Origin of the sequence: Bradyrhizobium manausense, assembly GCF_018129685.1 — a bacterium.
GTDB lineage: Bacteria > Pseudomonadota > Alphaproteobacteria > Rhizobiales > Xanthobacteraceae > Bradyrhizobium > Bradyrhizobium manausense_D.
Map to the genome: position 1 here is coordinate 148,471 of NZ_JAFCLG010000005.1, position 14,189 is coordinate 162,659.

General features: G+C 64.6%; 15 protein-coding genes. 10 read left to right on the top strand and 5 right to left on the bottom strand.

Translation table 11 applies throughout. From position 1 onward, the window contains the following. Positions 1-146: 146 nt before the first annotated feature. Genes hemW through rph form a run of 3 tightly spaced genes read right to left on the bottom strand, consistent with a single transcriptional unit; the run spans position 147 to position 2,651 of the window. Positions 147-1,304, bottom strand: a complete 1,158-nt coding sequence (gene hemW, locus JQ621_RS15355) for a radical SAM family heme chaperone HemW (protein ID WP_212235554.1) — start codon at positions 1,302-1,304, stop codon at positions 147-149. Further along, complete coding sequence (gene rdgB / locus JQ621_RS15360; RefSeq protein WP_212235555.1) at positions 1,291-1,926, bottom strand: RdgB/HAM1 family non-canonical purine NTP pyrophosphatase; 636 nt, start codon at positions 1,924-1,926, stop codon at positions 1,291-1,293. The genes hemW and rdgB overlap by 14 nt, the downstream gene beginning before the upstream one ends. 11 nt (positions 1,927-1,937) lie before the next feature. Further along, complete coding sequence (gene rph, locus JQ621_RS15365; RefSeq protein WP_212235556.1) at positions 1,938-2,651, bottom strand: ribonuclease PH; 714 nt, start codon at positions 2,649-2,651, stop codon at positions 1,938-1,940. Positions 2,652-2,821: 170 nt separating this feature from the next. Between rph and hrcA the strand changes: the two genes are divergently transcribed. Further along, positions 2,822-3,910 carry a heat-inducible transcriptional repressor HrcA gene (hrcA, locus tag JQ621_RS15370; RefSeq protein ID WP_212235557.1) on the top strand — a complete coding sequence of 363 codons (1,089 nt, stop codon included), beginning with the start codon at positions 2,822-2,824 and terminating at the stop codon, positions 3,908-3,910. Between the two features lie 113 nt (positions 3,911-4,023). Then, a complete protein-coding gene (gene grpE, locus JQ621_RS15375; RefSeq protein WP_212235558.1) occupies positions 4,024-4,629 on the top strand; it encodes a nucleotide exchange factor GrpE in 606 nt (201 codons plus the stop codon). A gap of 63 nt (positions 4,630-4,692) precedes the next feature. Here the strand turns inward: grpE and pncA are convergent, their stop codons facing one another. Both pncA and JQ621_RS15385 read right to left on the bottom strand, forming a co-directional pair. Continuing rightward, on the bottom strand, positions 4,693-5,412 hold the full coding sequence (gene pncA / locus JQ621_RS15380; RefSeq protein WP_212235559.1) for a bifunctional nicotinamidase/pyrazinamidase: 720 nt from the start codon (positions 5,410-5,412) through the stop codon (positions 4,693-4,695). Positions 5,413-5,512: 100 nt separating this feature from the next. After that, positions 5,513-6,451 (bottom strand): hypothetical protein, encoded by a 939-nt coding sequence (locus tag JQ621_RS15385; RefSeq protein ID WP_212235560.1) that lies wholly within the window; start codon positions 6,449-6,451, stop codon positions 5,513-5,515. 397 nt (positions 6,452-6,848) lie between these two features. On the opposite strand from JQ621_RS15385, the gene dnaK reads away from it, so the two are divergent. From dnaK to JQ621_RS15425, 8 genes are all read left to right on the top strand, one after another. Then, positions 6,849-8,750 (top strand): molecular chaperone DnaK, encoded by a 1,902-nt coding sequence (gene dnaK / locus JQ621_RS15390; protein WP_212235561.1) that lies wholly within the window; start codon positions 6,849-6,851, stop codon positions 8,748-8,750. 250 nt (positions 8,751-9,000) lie between these two features. Beyond that, positions 9,001-10,137 carry a molecular chaperone DnaJ gene (gene dnaJ / locus JQ621_RS15395; RefSeq protein WP_212235562.1) on the top strand — a complete coding sequence of 379 codons (1,137 nt, stop codon included), beginning with the start codon at positions 9,001-9,003 and terminating at the stop codon, positions 10,135-10,137. Positions 10,138-10,230: 93 nt separating this feature from the next. Then, positions 10,231-10,830: a class I SAM-dependent methyltransferase gene (locus JQ621_RS15400; RefSeq protein ID WP_212235563.1), complete on the top strand. Its 600-nt coding sequence runs from the start codon at positions 10,231-10,233 to the stop codon at positions 10,828-10,830. A gap of 57 nt (positions 10,831-10,887) precedes the next feature. Further along, a complete protein-coding gene (locus JQ621_RS15405; RefSeq protein ID WP_212235564.1) occupies positions 10,888-11,466 on the top strand; it encodes an NADPH-dependent FMN reductase in 579 nt (192 codons plus the stop codon). A gap of 6 nt (positions 11,467-11,472) precedes the next feature. Beyond that, positions 11,473-12,183, top strand: a complete 711-nt coding sequence (gene pyrF, locus JQ621_RS15410) for an orotidine-5'-phosphate decarboxylase (protein ID WP_212235565.1) — start codon at positions 11,473-11,475, stop codon at positions 12,181-12,183. Between the two features lie 22 nt (positions 12,184-12,205). Then, the gene (locus tag JQ621_RS15415) at positions 12,206-12,517 is read left to right on the top strand and encodes a DUF1330 domain-containing protein (protein WP_212235566.1); all 312 of its coding nucleotides are present in this window, start codon (positions 12,206-12,208) and stop codon (positions 12,515-12,517) included. A 199-nt stretch (positions 12,518-12,716) separates the two neighbouring features. Further along, the gene (gene dapB / locus JQ621_RS15420) at positions 12,717-13,535 is read left to right on the top strand and encodes a 4-hydroxy-tetrahydrodipicolinate reductase (RefSeq protein WP_212235567.1); all 819 of its coding nucleotides are present in this window, start codon (positions 12,717-12,719) and stop codon (positions 13,533-13,535) included. Between the two features lie 17 nt (positions 13,536-13,552). Continuing rightward, a complete protein-coding gene (locus JQ621_RS15425) occupies positions 13,553-14,176 on the top strand; it encodes a 2,3-bisphosphoglycerate-dependent phosphoglycerate mutase (protein WP_212235568.1) in 624 nt (207 codons plus the stop codon). Positions 14,177-14,189 lie beyond the last annotated feature (13 nt).

The following is a 14,189-nucleotide window of genomic DNA, read 5'->3' on the forward strand; positions in this document are numbered from 1 at the left end:
TCACCTCTCCCGCTTGCGGGAGAGGTCGGCGCGTAGCGCCGGGTGAGGGTTCTTTCCTCTTGGGGATTGTCCCGTTGCAGAGACACCCTCTCCCCAACCCTCTCCCGCAAGCGGGCGAGGGAGCGCACCGCCGATGTCGTTAATGCCTACGCCGCGAGATCCGCGACCACCGCATCCAGCACCGGAAAACCGCTGCTCGTCACGCGCAACCGGCCCGTCGCATCGACCGTGATCGCGCCCTCCTCGCGCAGCAGCGCGATGCGCTTGGGGTCGAGCGGGCGGCCGGACAGCGCTTTGTAACGCTCGGGATCGATGCCCTCGGCCAAACGCAATCCCATCAGCAGGAATTCGTCGGCGCGTTCTTCGCTGTTGAGCAGGTCGTCGGTGACGACACCGTGGCCGCTGCTCTCGACCCGCATCAGCCAGGCTTCGGGCCGCTTCTCGGTTGCGGTTGCATGGCGCACGCCGTCGATGTCCAGGCGGCCATGCGCACCCGGACCGATGCCGGCATATTCTTCGCCGCGCCAGTACACCAGATTGTGCCGGCACTCGGCGCCGCGGCGCGCGTGATTGGAAATCTCGTAAGCGGGCAGGCCGAGCCTGTCGCAGGTTTCCTGCGTCACGTCATAAAGTGCGCGTGCAATCGCTTCGTCCGGCGTCTTCAATTTGCCGGCCTGGTGCAGCCCGAAGAACGGCGTGCCTTCCTCGATCGTCAATTGATAGAGCGACAGGTGCTCGGCCGCTTCATCGATGGCGAGACGCAGTTCATCGGCCCACATCGCCGGCGTCTGGTCGGGACGGGCGTAGATCAGATCGAACGAGTAGCGGTCGAACGAGCGGCGCGCGATGGCGACGGCATCGAGCGCCTCGCGCGCGCTGTGCATGCGGCCGAGCGCTTTCAGCGAGGCATCATCGAGCGCCTGCACGCCAAGCGAGACGCGGTTGACGCCGGCGGCGCGATAGCCTGCAAAGCGGGTGGCTTCGACGCTGGTCGGGTTCGCTTCCAGTGTCACTTCGACGTCGTTGGCAACTTTCCAGTTCTTGCCGATGGCATCGAGCACGGCGCCGACGGTTGCCGGCTGCATCAATGACGGCGTGCCGCCGCCAAGAAAGATCGAGGTGACCTCGCGGCCGGGCGCGCGCTCGGCCGTCGTCGCGATCTCGCGCGCGAAGGCTGATGCAAAACGTGCCTCGTCGATCGCGGCGTGGCGGACGTGGCTGTTGAAGTCGCAATAGGGACACTTCGACAGGCAGAACGGCCAGTGCACGTAGACGCCGAACGCATCCCTGTTAGCGCGGCTCAAGGCAGATCTCCGCCAGTTTCACGAAGGCGCGGGCGCGGTGCGACAGGCCGAGGCCGAGCGGCGGCAGGCCGTGCTTCTCGATGCTTTCCATCTCGCCGAAGGTGCGGGTGTGCCCCTCGGGCAAGAACATCGGATCGTAACCAAAACCGGCGGTGCCGCGCGGCGGCCAGACCAGCGTCCCGTCGACGCGCGCCTCGACCTCTTCAAGATGATGATCGGGCCAGGCGACGCAGAGCGCGGAGACGAAATGGGCCTTGCGCTTGTCCGGCGTGGTGGCGCCGCGTTCCTGCAACAGGCGCTCGATCTGCGCCATCGCGGCGGCGAAATCCTTGGAGGGACCTGCCCAGCGCGCGCTGTAGATGCCGGGGGCGCCGTCGAGCGCGTCGACCACGATGCCGGAATCGTCGGCGAAGGACGCAAGCCCGGTCGCCTGCGCCGCCGCGATCGCCTTGATCGCGGCGTTGCTGCGGAAATCGTTGCCTGTTTCATCAGGCTCGGGCAGTCCGAGCTCACCGGCCGACACCGCCTCGATGCCGTGAGGCGCAAGCAGCTCCTTCATCTCGGCGAGCTTGCCGGGATTGTGGGTCGCGATGACGAGCTTTCCGGTGATTCGGCGATGCATGGGCCTATTGACTACGCGACGGCCAGTTTCTGCAAGTCCACCAGGCGCGCGATGCCCTTCTGCGCCAGGCCGATCAGCTTCAGGAGCTCGTCCTGCGTGAACGGCTCGCGTTCCGCGGTTCCCTGCACCTCGATGATGCGGCCATCGCCGGTCATGACGAAATTGGCGTCTGTCTCGGCTTCCGAATCCTCGGCATAGTCGAGATCAAGCACCGGCGTGCCGTTGTAGATGCCGCAGGAGATCGCGGCGACGTTGTCGCGCATCACGTTGGCCTTGATCATGTTGCGCGCCTTCATCCAGTTGATGCAGTCGGCGAGCGCGACCCAGGCGCCGGTGATCGAGGCGGTGCGGGTGCCGCCGTCGGCCTGAAGCACGTCGCAATCGACCGTGATCTGGCGCTCGCCAAGCGCTTCGAGATCGACGATGGTGCGAAGCGAGCGGCCGATCAGGCGCTGGATCTCGACGGTGCGGCCGCTCTGCTTGCCAGCGGCCGCTTCGCGGCGGGTGCGTTCGGAGGTCGCGCGCGGCAACATGCCGTATTCGGCGGTGACCCAGCCGCGGCCCTGGCCCTTCAGCCACGGCGGCAGGCGGTCTTCCAGCGTGGCGGTGACCAGCACATGGGTGTCGCCGAATTTCACGAGGCAGGAGCCTTCCGCATATTTGACCACGCCACGCTCCAGCGTCACGGGGCGCAATTCGTCGGGCGCACGGCGGCTTGGCCGCATGGGAAATCCTCCAAAACTCAACGGGGTCTGGCTATTCGCGGTGCTTGTAGGTGGGGTAAGGGTGAGCAGCAAGGCTTTTTCACCCCCTGATATCCGCCCCGCAAACGCCGCGCTTGTCAGAACCCCCTCGGATAGACAAATTACAAGTATCTGAGAGGAGTTACCCGTCAGTGGCCCATCACGATCCGATCCATCTGATCGCGCCGCGCGCAGGCCTAGCCCAGCTCAACGAGCGTTCCCGCGACATCTTCCGTCAAATTGTCGAAAGTTACCTCGCGACCGGCGAGCCGGTCGGTTCGCGCAATATTTCGCGCCTGATCGCGATGCCGCTGTCGCCGGCCTCGGTCCGCAATGTCATGGCGGATCTGGAGCAGCTCGGCCTGATCTATGCGCCACATACCTCGGCCGGGCGGCTACCGACGGAACTCGGCCTGCGCTTTTTTGTCGACGCCCTGATGCAGGTCGGCGATCTCAACGAGGCCGAGCGGCAGTCGATCCAGAGCGAGCTGACCTCTGTCGGCCAGGTCCAGTCGGTCGAAGCGGCGCTCGATCAGGCGCTGACGCGGCTGTCGGGGCTCACCCGTACCGCGGCGGTCGTCCTGACGCCGAAATCGAATACCCGGCTCAAGCACATCGAATTCGTGCGGCTGGAACCCGAGAAGGCGCTGGTGATCCTGGTCGGCGAGGACGGCCAGGTCGAAAACCGTGTCCTGACGCTGCCGCCGGGAGTTCCCTCCTCGGCCATCACCGAAGCCGGCAATTTCCTCAACGCCCGCATTCGCGGCCGGACGCTCGCCGAAGCGCGACTGGAGCTGGAGACCGCCCTCGCCGAGGCCCGCGCCGAGCTCGATCAATTGACGCAGAAGGTCATCGCGGCCGGGATCGCGAGCTGGTCGGGCGGCGAGAACGAGGACCGCCAGCTCATCGTTCGCGGCCACGCCAATCTGCTGGAAGATCTGCACGCGCTGGAGGATCTCGAGCGGGTCCGGCTGCTGTTCGACGATCTCGAGACCAAGCGCGGCGTGATCGACCTGCTCGGCCGCGCGGAAACCGCTGAAGGCGTGCGTATTTTCATCGGCAGCGAGAACAAGTTGTTCTCCCTGTCGGGCTCCTCCACCATCATCTCGCCCTATCGGGATGCCGCTGGCCGTATCGTCGGCGTTTTGGGCGTGATCGGGCCGACCCGGCTGAATTATGCCCGCGTGATCCCGACCGTGGACTACGCCGCGCGCATCGTCAGTCGCCTGCTGGGGGGCTGACCGGCATTTCAGCCGATCACGGGCGCTTGATTTTCAGCGCCCGAAGCACGATATCCGGGCCAGCAAAATCCCCAGGCAAACTTTTATCCCAGACCAGTTCGAGAAGAGAGCCGATGACCGATCGAGACCGGCAACCCGAAGACACGACTGCCGCGACCGGCGAGCCCGTGGTGTCAAAACCCTACATCATGCCTGATGATCCCGAGCCGGGTTCGGTGGAGTTGCTGCAGAAGGAAGCCGCCGAGGCGCGCGACCGCATGCTGCGGACGCTGGCCGAGATGGAAAACCTGCGCAAACGCACGGCCAAGGAAGTCGCCGATTCCAAGCTCTATGGCGTCACCGGTTTTGCCCGCGACGTGCTCGACATCGCCGACAATCTCCAGCGCGCGCTCGATGCCATTCCACCCGAGACCCGCGCTGCGGCCGATCCCGGTATGACCGCCTTGATCGAGGGCGTCGAGCTCACCGAGCGTTCGCTTCTCAGCGCGCTGGAAAAACACGGCGTGAAGAAATTCGACCCCTCGGGCCAGAAGTTCGATCCGAACTTCCAGCAGGCGATGTACGAGGTGCCGGATGCCTCGGTGCCCGCGGGCACCGTCGTGCAGGTCATGCAGGCCGGCTACACCATCGGCGAGCGCGTGCTGCGCCCCGCGCTGGTCGGCGTCGCCAAGGGTGGGGCGAAGGCTGCACCTGCGGCGAACAGCAACGAAGCGAATTGATAAATTAGGAGTGTCATTCCGGTTCGATGCTTCGCATCGAACCGGAATGACGGCGCAAAAACCTTACGCGCTCGCAATATCCGCAGACTGGATCCGCTTCACGCCGGCCTTGGCCATATCGGCCCAGGCCTTGGCCAGCGAGCCCTGCGTATCAATGCCGCGACAGGCGTCTTCCACGACATAGACTTCGAAGCCGGCCTTGCGCGCATCGAGCGCGGTCCAGGCGACGCAGAAATCCGTCGCCAGACCGGCAACGAAGACGCGCTTGATCTGGCGCGATTTCAGGTAGGCGGCAAGGCCCGTGGATGTCTTGCCGTCGGCTTCGAGGAACGCCGAATAGCTGTCGACGTCCTTGTGGAAGCCCTTGCGGATGATGAGCTCGGCCTGCGGGATCGAGAGATCCTTCGACAGCGATGCGCCGTCGGTGCCCTGCACGCAATGGTCGGGCCACAGCACCTGCTTGCCGTAGGGCAGGTCGATCGTCTCGAACGGCTTCTTGCCGGAATGCACGGAGGCGAACGAGACGTGGCCGGGCGTGTGCCAATCCTGCGTCATCACCACGTTCGAAAACGCTTTCGCGATTCTGTTGATCACAGGGACGACCTGCTCGCCTTCCTTCACGGCGAGGCTGCCGCCCGGCAGGAAGCAGTTCTGCACGTCGATCACGAGCAACGCAGAGGCATCGTCCGGCTTGATCGGAGCCGCCGCAAGCAGCGCCGATGGAGCAAGGGTCGCGAGCGCCGTGGTCCCCAACGCCGCCAAGATCTGTCGTCGATTAAGCATCGTCCGCCTCCCCTCAAGGTTGATCCGGTGAGGGGAAGCCTAATTCCGTTCGTGTACGAACGAAAGCCCGAAAATGCAGCCGCCGCTGGTGAGCCTTCGCCTAACCCTTGGGCTGGATGCCGTCGCGCACGGCGCGGAAGCGGGTGAAGGCGTCGGACCACTGGTCGCGCGGGGCGCTGGCGATGATCCGCAGCGAGGTGCCGCCGCCGAAGCGGATCCACTGCACCACCGTCACCGGTGTCTTGTCCTTGCCGCTGACGCCGTCGATCCGGGTCTCGAAGCCCGGCTGGCTGTTGATGCGGATCGGCTCCGACATGGTGATCCTGGTTTCGCGCAGGCCCGGGATCTGGAGCGCCGCCTCCTGGGCGAAACGGGCGCGGTCGTCGGCGGCTTGCGGGGTGGCGCCGATCAGGCCGAGGATCATGAACGGCTTCGATTCATAGCCCGAGCTCTCATTGCCGTCGGCCAGGATGATGCTCGAGCCCGGCACCAGCGTACGGATGTCCTTGAAGCCGGCGAGGTCGGTGACCTTGAACGGCAACAGCCCGATCTGCTCGTCAGCCGACACCTCCTTGCGGATGGTGGCGGTCGCAAACATCTGCCTTACCGCCTCGTCGGTGTAGATCTTCGAGGCGTTCTCGGGGACCTGCACCGCGACATAGCCGGAGAAGCCGGTGCCCGGCACGATCATCGAATAGCGCTTCACCAGCGTGTCGCCGGCCTTGCCGCTTTCGGTGGTAAAATAGGCAAGGCCTGCCGATGTCTCGATCTTGTCCGGCTTGACGCCGTTGTTGCCGGCCGGGTTGGCGTTGAAGGCACTGACGACCTCGTTATAGGCCGCCGGCGGCAGCTCGGTGATCAGCACCTTGACGCTGCCGTCCTCGTTCTCAAAGCCCGGGAAGGTCTTTGCCTTGCTGAGGCCGACCAGAGGCACCATGCCGAGGCGCAAGCCGGGCGGGTAGGTGACGTCGGCAGCGAGCGCCGGAAATGCCGTGGCAATGAGGAGGGCGAGCGCAGCGAGGGGGCGGGTCAGCTTCATGGGCACTCTGATTGGTTCACATTGAGGCCGTACGATGGTCGGTCATTGGGCCGCTTTGTCGCGCGAAGCAGCCCGATGACGAAGCTGCCCGGCTGGCCGCCTTGTAGCGGGTTTGACGCTCCGGTAACAGGGCCGGGCGGGCCGCGGAGGCGGGGACGGGCTGAGGTCTGACCCTGTTAATAATTCCTCACCTGCAAGTACGGTGAAGCCCGGATACGATCTTCCAAAACCCAATGTTTTCACGGCCGAAACTTGCGCTCGGTCCTTGCGGCCCCCTCCCCCCCTCCTATATGAGCCTCAACCATCGCAATATCGCGAATGTTTGATCTTAGGGGGTTTCGGTTCGGGTGCCTTCTGGGCCCAGCCAACCTGCCGCAAAAAGAAGGATATCGGGACCATGGGAAAGGTCATTGGGATCGACCTCGGCACCACGAATTCGTGCGTCGCCGTGATGGATGGCAAGAACGCCAAAGTCATTGAAAATTCCGAAGGCATGCGCACGACGCCTTCGATCGTCGCCGTAACTGATGACGGTGAGCGCCTCGTCGGTCAGCCTGCCAAGCGTCAGGCCGTGACCAATCCGGAGCGTACGTTCTTCGCAGTGAAGCGCCTCATCGGCCGCCGCTACGACGACCCGATGGTCGAGAAGGACAAGAAGCTCGTTCCGTACAAGATCGTGAAGGCTTCCAACGGCGACGCCTGGGTCGAGGCCGACGGCCAGACCTATTCGCCCTCGCAGGTCTCTGCGTTCATCTTGCAGAAGATGAAGGAGACCGCGGAAGCTCATCTCGGCCAGAAGGTCGACCAGGCGGTCATCACCGTCCCGGCCTACTTCAACGACGCCCAGCGCCAGGCCACCAAGGATGCCGGCAAGATCGCGGGCCTCGAAGTGCTGCGCATCATCAATGAGCCGACTGCGGCCGCGCTCGCCTATGGCCTCGACAAGACCAAGGCCGGCACGATCGCCGTTTACGACCTTGGCGGCGGCACGTTCGATATTTCCATTCTCGAAATCGGCGACGGCGTGTTCGAGGTGAAGTCGACCAACGGCGATACCTTCCTCGGCGGCGAAGATTTCGACATGCGCCTCGTGGGCTACCTCGCCGACGAGTTCCAGAAGGAGCAGGGCATCAACCTGCGCAACGACAAGCTCGCGTTGCAGCGCCTGAAGGAAGCCGCTGAAAAGGCCAAGATCGAGCTGTCGTCGACGACGCAGACCGAGATCAACCTGCCCTTCATCACCGCGGACCAGACCGGCCCGAAGCATCTGACGATGAAGCTCACCCGCGCCAAGTTCGAGGCGCTGGTCGACGACCTCGTGCAGAAGACCGTCGAGCCCTGCCGCAAGGCGCTGAAGGACGCCGGCGTCACCGCCGGCGAGATCGGCGAAGTCGTTCTGGTCGGCGGCATGTCGCGTATGCCGAAGGTCCAGGAAGTCGTGAAGCAGCTGTTCGGCAAGGAGCCGCACAAGGGCGTCAACCCGGACGAAGTCGTGGCGATCGGTGCCGCGATCCAGGCCGGCGTGCTCCAGGGCGACGTCAAGGACGTGCTGCTGCTCGACGTGACCCCGCTGTCGCTGGGCATCGAGACGCTGGGCGGCGTGTTCACCCGCATCATCGACCGCAACACCACGATCCCGACCAAGAAGAGCCAGGTGTTCTCGACCGCCGAGGACAACCAGAACGCGGTCACCATCCGCGTCTTCCAGGGCGAGCGTGAAATGGCGGCCGACAACAAGATGCTCGGCCAGTTCGACCTGATGGGCATTCCGCCGGCTCCGCGCGGCATGCCGCAGATCGAGGTGACCTTCGACATCGACGCCAACGGCATCGTCAACGTCTCGGCCAAGGACAAGGCCACCGGCAAGGAGCAGCAGATCCGCATCCAGGCCTCGGGCGGCCTGTCGGAAGCCGACATCGACAAGATGGTCAAGGACGCCGAAGCGAATGCTGCGGCCGACAAGCAGCGCCGCGAGGCGGTCGATGCCAAGAACCACGCCGACGCGCTGGTGCACTCCACCGAGAAGGCACTGGCCGAGCACGGTTCGAAGGTCGCCGAGTCCGAGCGCCGCGCCATCGAGGACGCCGTCAGCGACCTCAAGGAAGCGCTGAAGGGCAGCGATGCCGAGGCGATCAAGGCCAAGACCAACACGCTGGCCCAGGCGTCGATGAAGCTCGGCGAGGCCATGTACAAGCAGCAGGCCGAGGCCGACGCCAAGAAGGATGCGGCCAAGGACGACGTCGTCGACGCGGAATTCACCGAGGTCGACGACGACAAGAACAACAAGAAGTCCGCATAAGCCCGAGAGGGTCATGATGCGGACGGCTTGGACCCCACACGCTTCTCTGGCCTCCCCCTTTTCAGGGGGAGGCCGTCGTGTCTGGTCCGATACGGCGGGGCACCTCCCCGTTACGATCGATCAATTTCCAGCCGTTATTCTCAACGCTGCCATGCAGCCCTCTGCCGCGAGGCGGAGGCGCGCCTATATCCCGGCATGGCAACGCTGTTTCGCCCCGACTTGAATCGCGATTGGATAGACCGAGTTGAACATGTCCACGTCCACCAAGCGCTGCTATTACGAAACCCTCGAAGTCGAACGCACGGCCGACGAGTCCGCCCTTAAATCGTCCTTCCGCAAGCTTGCGATGAAGTTTCACCCCGACCGCAATCCCGGGGACGACACCAGCGAGATCAAGTTCAAGGAAATCAACGAGGCCTACGAAGTCCTGAAAGACAAGGACAAGCGCGCGGCCTATGACCGTTTCGGCCATGCTGCGTTCGAGCAGGGTGGTCCCGGCGGCGGCGGTGCCGGCTTCGGCGCAGGCTTCGCCTCCTCCTTCTCCGACATTTTCGAAGACCTGTTCGGCATGGCCGGGCAGCGCGGCCGAGGCGGCCGCGAGCGTGGCGCCGATCTGCGCTACAACATGGAAATCACCCTCGAGGAAGCCTTTGGCGGCAAGACCGCGCAGATCGAGATTCCGGTCTCGGTCACCTGCGAGGCCTGCTCCGGCATTGGCGCCAAGGCCGGTACCAAGCCGAAGACCTGCTCGACCTGCGCTGGCGCCGGCCGTGTGCGGCAGTCGCAGGGCTTCTTCACCCTCGAGCGCACCTGCCCCGGCTGTCAGGGCCGCGGCCAGATGATCGAGGATGCCTGTCCGTCCTGCTCGGGCCAGGGCCGTGTCACGCGCGAGCGGACGCTGTCGGTCAACATCCCGCAAGGCGTCGAGGACGGCACCAGGATCAGGCTCGCCGGCGAAGGCGAGGCCGGCGTCCGTGGCGGCCCGCCCGGCGACCTCTACATCTTCCTGTCGCTGGCCCAGCACCAATTCTTCCAGCGCGATGGCGCCGACCTGCATTGCCGTGTGCCGATCTCGATGGTCACAGCCGCACTCGGTGGTGAATTCGAGGTGCCGACCATCGACAAGGGCAAGGCCAAGGTGAAGGTGCCCGCCGGAACCCAGTCGGCCCGCCGATTCCGCATCGCATCAAAGGGTATGCCGGTGTTGCGCTCCCGCCAGATGGGCGACATGTACGTCCAGGTCGTGGTCGAGACCCCGCAGAATCTCACCAAGAAGCAGCAGGAATTGCTGGCCGAGTTCGAGAAACTCTCCTCCGGCAACACCCAGCCGGAATCCGAGGGCTTCTTCGCCAAGGTCAAGGATTTCTTCGGTAATCGGGCGAACTGACCCGGCTTGACCGTATCCAATTCGGCCTATACCTGTTTATGACCATTTTCTGACACGCCGCGGTCACGCGGTCTCGTCCCGTCGGGTCCAGACATGCCATTGCCGTCGTCCGCGCGTGCGTTGAAGAAGCCCCGTCTCGACGACGAGGTGCGCTTTCTCAGATCATGGATCGAAAAGCCGCTGCACATGGGCGCGGTGATGCCGTCGGGCAAGTTGCTGGCCCGGACCATGGCCCATTACGTCGATGTCGATTCCGACGCGCCGGTGGTCGAGCTCGGGCCTGGTACAGGCGCCATCACTTCGGCGCTGATCGAGCGCGGCGTTGATCAGAAGCGGCTCGTCCTCGTCGAGTACAATCCCGGCTTTTGCGCGCTCTTGCGCGACCGCTATCCGCAGGCGACCGTGGTGCAGGGCGATGCCTATCGCCTGCGCGACACGCTCTGGAATGTGCTGAGCGCACCGGCGTCCGCCGTCGTCTCCGGCCTGCCGCTGGTGACGAAACCGATGCTGACGCGGCTGCGGCTCATTCGCGACGCCTTCCTGGCGCTGGCACCCGGCGCGCCCTTCGTCCAGTTCACCTATGCTGTGGTGCCCCCGATCCCGAAATCGCTGCCCGGCGTGTCCACAGAGGCCTCGGAACGGATCTGGATGAACCTTCCGCCGGCCCGCGTCTGGGTGTATCGCAAGGATTAATTCCGCCGCCTTCCTTTCATGCGCGGCGGGCTCGTTTCGCCGAACGTATGGAAGAGGATGTCAGCCCCGAAGATCCTGGTCATTCCCGGCTCGCTGCGCACCGGCTCGCACAACGCGAAGCTGGCGGCGGTCGCCGCTTATGAATTCGCCCGGGCCGGCGTCGACGTCACCCGCATCTCGCTCGCCGATTTTCCGCTGCCGATCTACGACGGCGATCTCCAGGCCAAATCCGGCGTGCCCAAGCACGCGATCAATCTCAAACGCATGATCGGCGCGCATCACGGCGTGCTGATCGTCTCGCCCGAATACAACGCCTCGGTGCCACCGCTGCTGAAGAATGCCATCGACTGGGTCAGCCGCGTGCAGGATCCGCACGAGGCACGCGGCGACGTCTTCCGCAACCGCGCCTTCGCGCTCGCCGGCGCGTCGCAGAGCCGGCTTGGCGCAGCGCGCGCGCTGCAGGCGCTGCGGCTGATTTTGACGTCGTGCCACGCCAATGTGATCGCCAGCCAGTTCACGCTCGCCTTTGCGGCAGAAGCCTATGACGATATGGACAGGCTCAAGAGCCAGGCCGATCGCGACGGGCTGAACGAGATGGTGCGGCAATTGGTCGACCTTTCCCAACGCATGATGTGAGGTGACATGACGCCAGCCGAAATCGCCCCGAAAGACCGCCTGATCGTTGCGCTCGACTTGCCCAGCGTGGACGCCGCGGAGGCGATGATCGCAAAGCTTGGCGACAGCGTCACCTTCTACAAGATCGGCTATCGTCTCGCTTACGCCGGCGGTCTTCCGCTGGTCGCCAGGCTCGCCGACAGCGGCAAGAAGGTCTTTCTCGATCTCAAGCTGCACGACATCGGCAACACCGTGTCACAAGGCGTCGAGAGCATCACCAGGCTGGGCGCCACCTTCCTCACCGTGCACGCCTATCCGCAGACCATGAAGGGCGCCGTCGAGGGACGGGGCTCTTCGAAGCTGAAGATCCTCGCCGTGACGGTGCTGACGTCCTACAATGATGATGACCTGCACGCGGCCGGCTACCGGCTCGGCGTCTCCGAGCTTGTCGAAGCGCGCGCGCAGCAGGCGCAGGTGGTTGGCGTCGATGGCCTCGTGTCCTCGCCCGAGGAAGCAGGAAGCCTGCGCAGGATCATCGGCCACCAGATGCATCTCGTCACACCCGGCATTCGCCCGGCGGGCTCGGCAACCGGCGACCAGAAGCGCATCATGACGCCCGGTCGCGCGATTGTCGCGGGCGCGGATTATCTCGTCGTCGGTCGGCCGGTGGTCGAAGCCGCCGACCCCAAGGCGACGGCAGACGCCATCCACGCCGAGATCGCGCAGGCGCTCGGCTGACGAACAACCAGGGAGAAGAACAATGGCAAAAGGCTACTGGATCGGACGCGTCGATGTGAGCAATGACGAGGGCTACAAGCCCTATGCCGTCGCCAATGGTCCCATCTTCAAGAAATGGGGTGGCCGCTTCGTCGTTCGCGCCGGCAAGTTCACCACCGTCGAAGGCGCCAGCCGCACCCGTAACGTGGTGATCGAATTCCCCGACTATGCGACCGCGATCGCCTGCTACAACTCGCCGGAATACCAGGCCAACATCAAGGTGCGCCAACCGCACTCGATCGCCGATCTCATCATCATCGAAGGCTATGACGGCCCGCAGCCGGCAGACGGATAAAGACACGCCGTCGTTCCGGGGCGGCTCGCAGAGCCGAACCCGGAATCTCGAGATTCCCCGGTGCGCAATCGCGCACCTGAGGTCTGGTCCTTCGGACCATCCCGGAATGACGGTGAACGTGGCGTCATTTACGCCTGATCCCCCTCGGTTGCCGGAACTGCGTCCCGCCGCTACAACGGCGACTTGAGAGGATCACACCATGTCAGACATGCGCTTGATTGTTGCTGGAGCCGGCGGCCGGATGGGCCGCGCCCTGACGCGGGCGATTGCCGACAGCAAGGGCGCGGTGCTGGCTGGCGCCCTCGAGGCGCCGGGCTCGGAGCTGCTCGGCAAGGATGCCGGCGTGCTCGCGGGCCTTCCCGCCAACGGCATCAAGCTGTCCGCCGACCTCTGGGCGATGTCGAAGGATGCCGACGGGATTCTGGATTTCACCGTGCCGGCCGCGACCATTGCCAATGTCGCGATCGCGGCCGAGCGCGGCATCGTGCACGTCATCGGCACCACCGGGTTGTCGGCCTCGGATAACGCCGTCATCAAGAGCGTCACCAACCGCGCGGTCGTGGTGCAGTCAGGCAATATGAGCCTGGGCGTCAATCTGCTCGCCGCTGTGGTCAAGCGCGTCGCCAAGGCGCTGGACGAAAGCTTCGACATCGAAATCGTCGAAGCCCATCACCGCATGAAGGTCGATGCGCCCTCCGGCACGGCGCTGATGCTGGGACAGGCGGCAGCGAGCGGTCGCGGCATCCCGCTCGACGACGAGCATTCGGAACGCGGCCGCGATGGCATCACCGGTGCGCGCAAGCCCGGCGCGATCGGCTTTGCCTCCTTGCGCGGTGGCACCGTCGCGGGCGAGCACAGCGTCACCTTCCTCGGCCCGTTCGAGCGTCTGACATTGTCGCATCTCGCCGAAGATCGCATGCTGTTCGCACACGGCGCGCTCAAGGCGGCGCTGTGGGCGCATGGCAAGAAGCCGGGGCATTACTCCATGGCCGACGTGCTCGGCCTCGCGGATATCTAGAGAACGGATTGGAAAGAATGAGCGAACGTCTTCTCGTGCTCGTGCGTCATGGCCAGAGCGAATGGAATCTGAAGAACCTGTTCACCGGCTGGAAGGATCCTGATCTCACCGAGCTCGGCGTGAAGGAAGCAACCGAAGCCGGCCGCAAGCTGAAGGCGCAGGGCCTCGTGTTCGACGTCGCCTACACCTCGGTGCTGACGCGCGCGCAGCACACACTCAATCTGATCCTGGGCGAGCTCGGCCAGAAGGATCTGCCAACTTTCAAGAACCTCGCGCTGAACGAGCGCGACTATGGCGATCTCTCCGGCCTCAACAAGGACGATGCGCGCAAGAAGTGGGGCGAGGACCAGGTGCTGATCTGGCGCCGCTCCTATGACGTGCCGCCGCCCGGCGGCGAAAGCCTGAAGGACACGCTCGCGCGCGCGCTGCCCTATTACGTGCAGGAAATCCTGCCCGGAGTGCTCAACGGCAAGCGCACGCTGGTCGCCGCCCACGGCAACTCGCTGCGCGCGCTGATCATGGTGCTGGAGAAGCTGTCGCCCGAAGGGATTTTGAAGCGCGAGCTCGCGACCGGTGTGCCGATCATCTATCGGCTCAATGCGGATTCGACGGTGGCGTCGAAGCTGGACCTGGCGTCGTAGTCGTTTGCGGAGC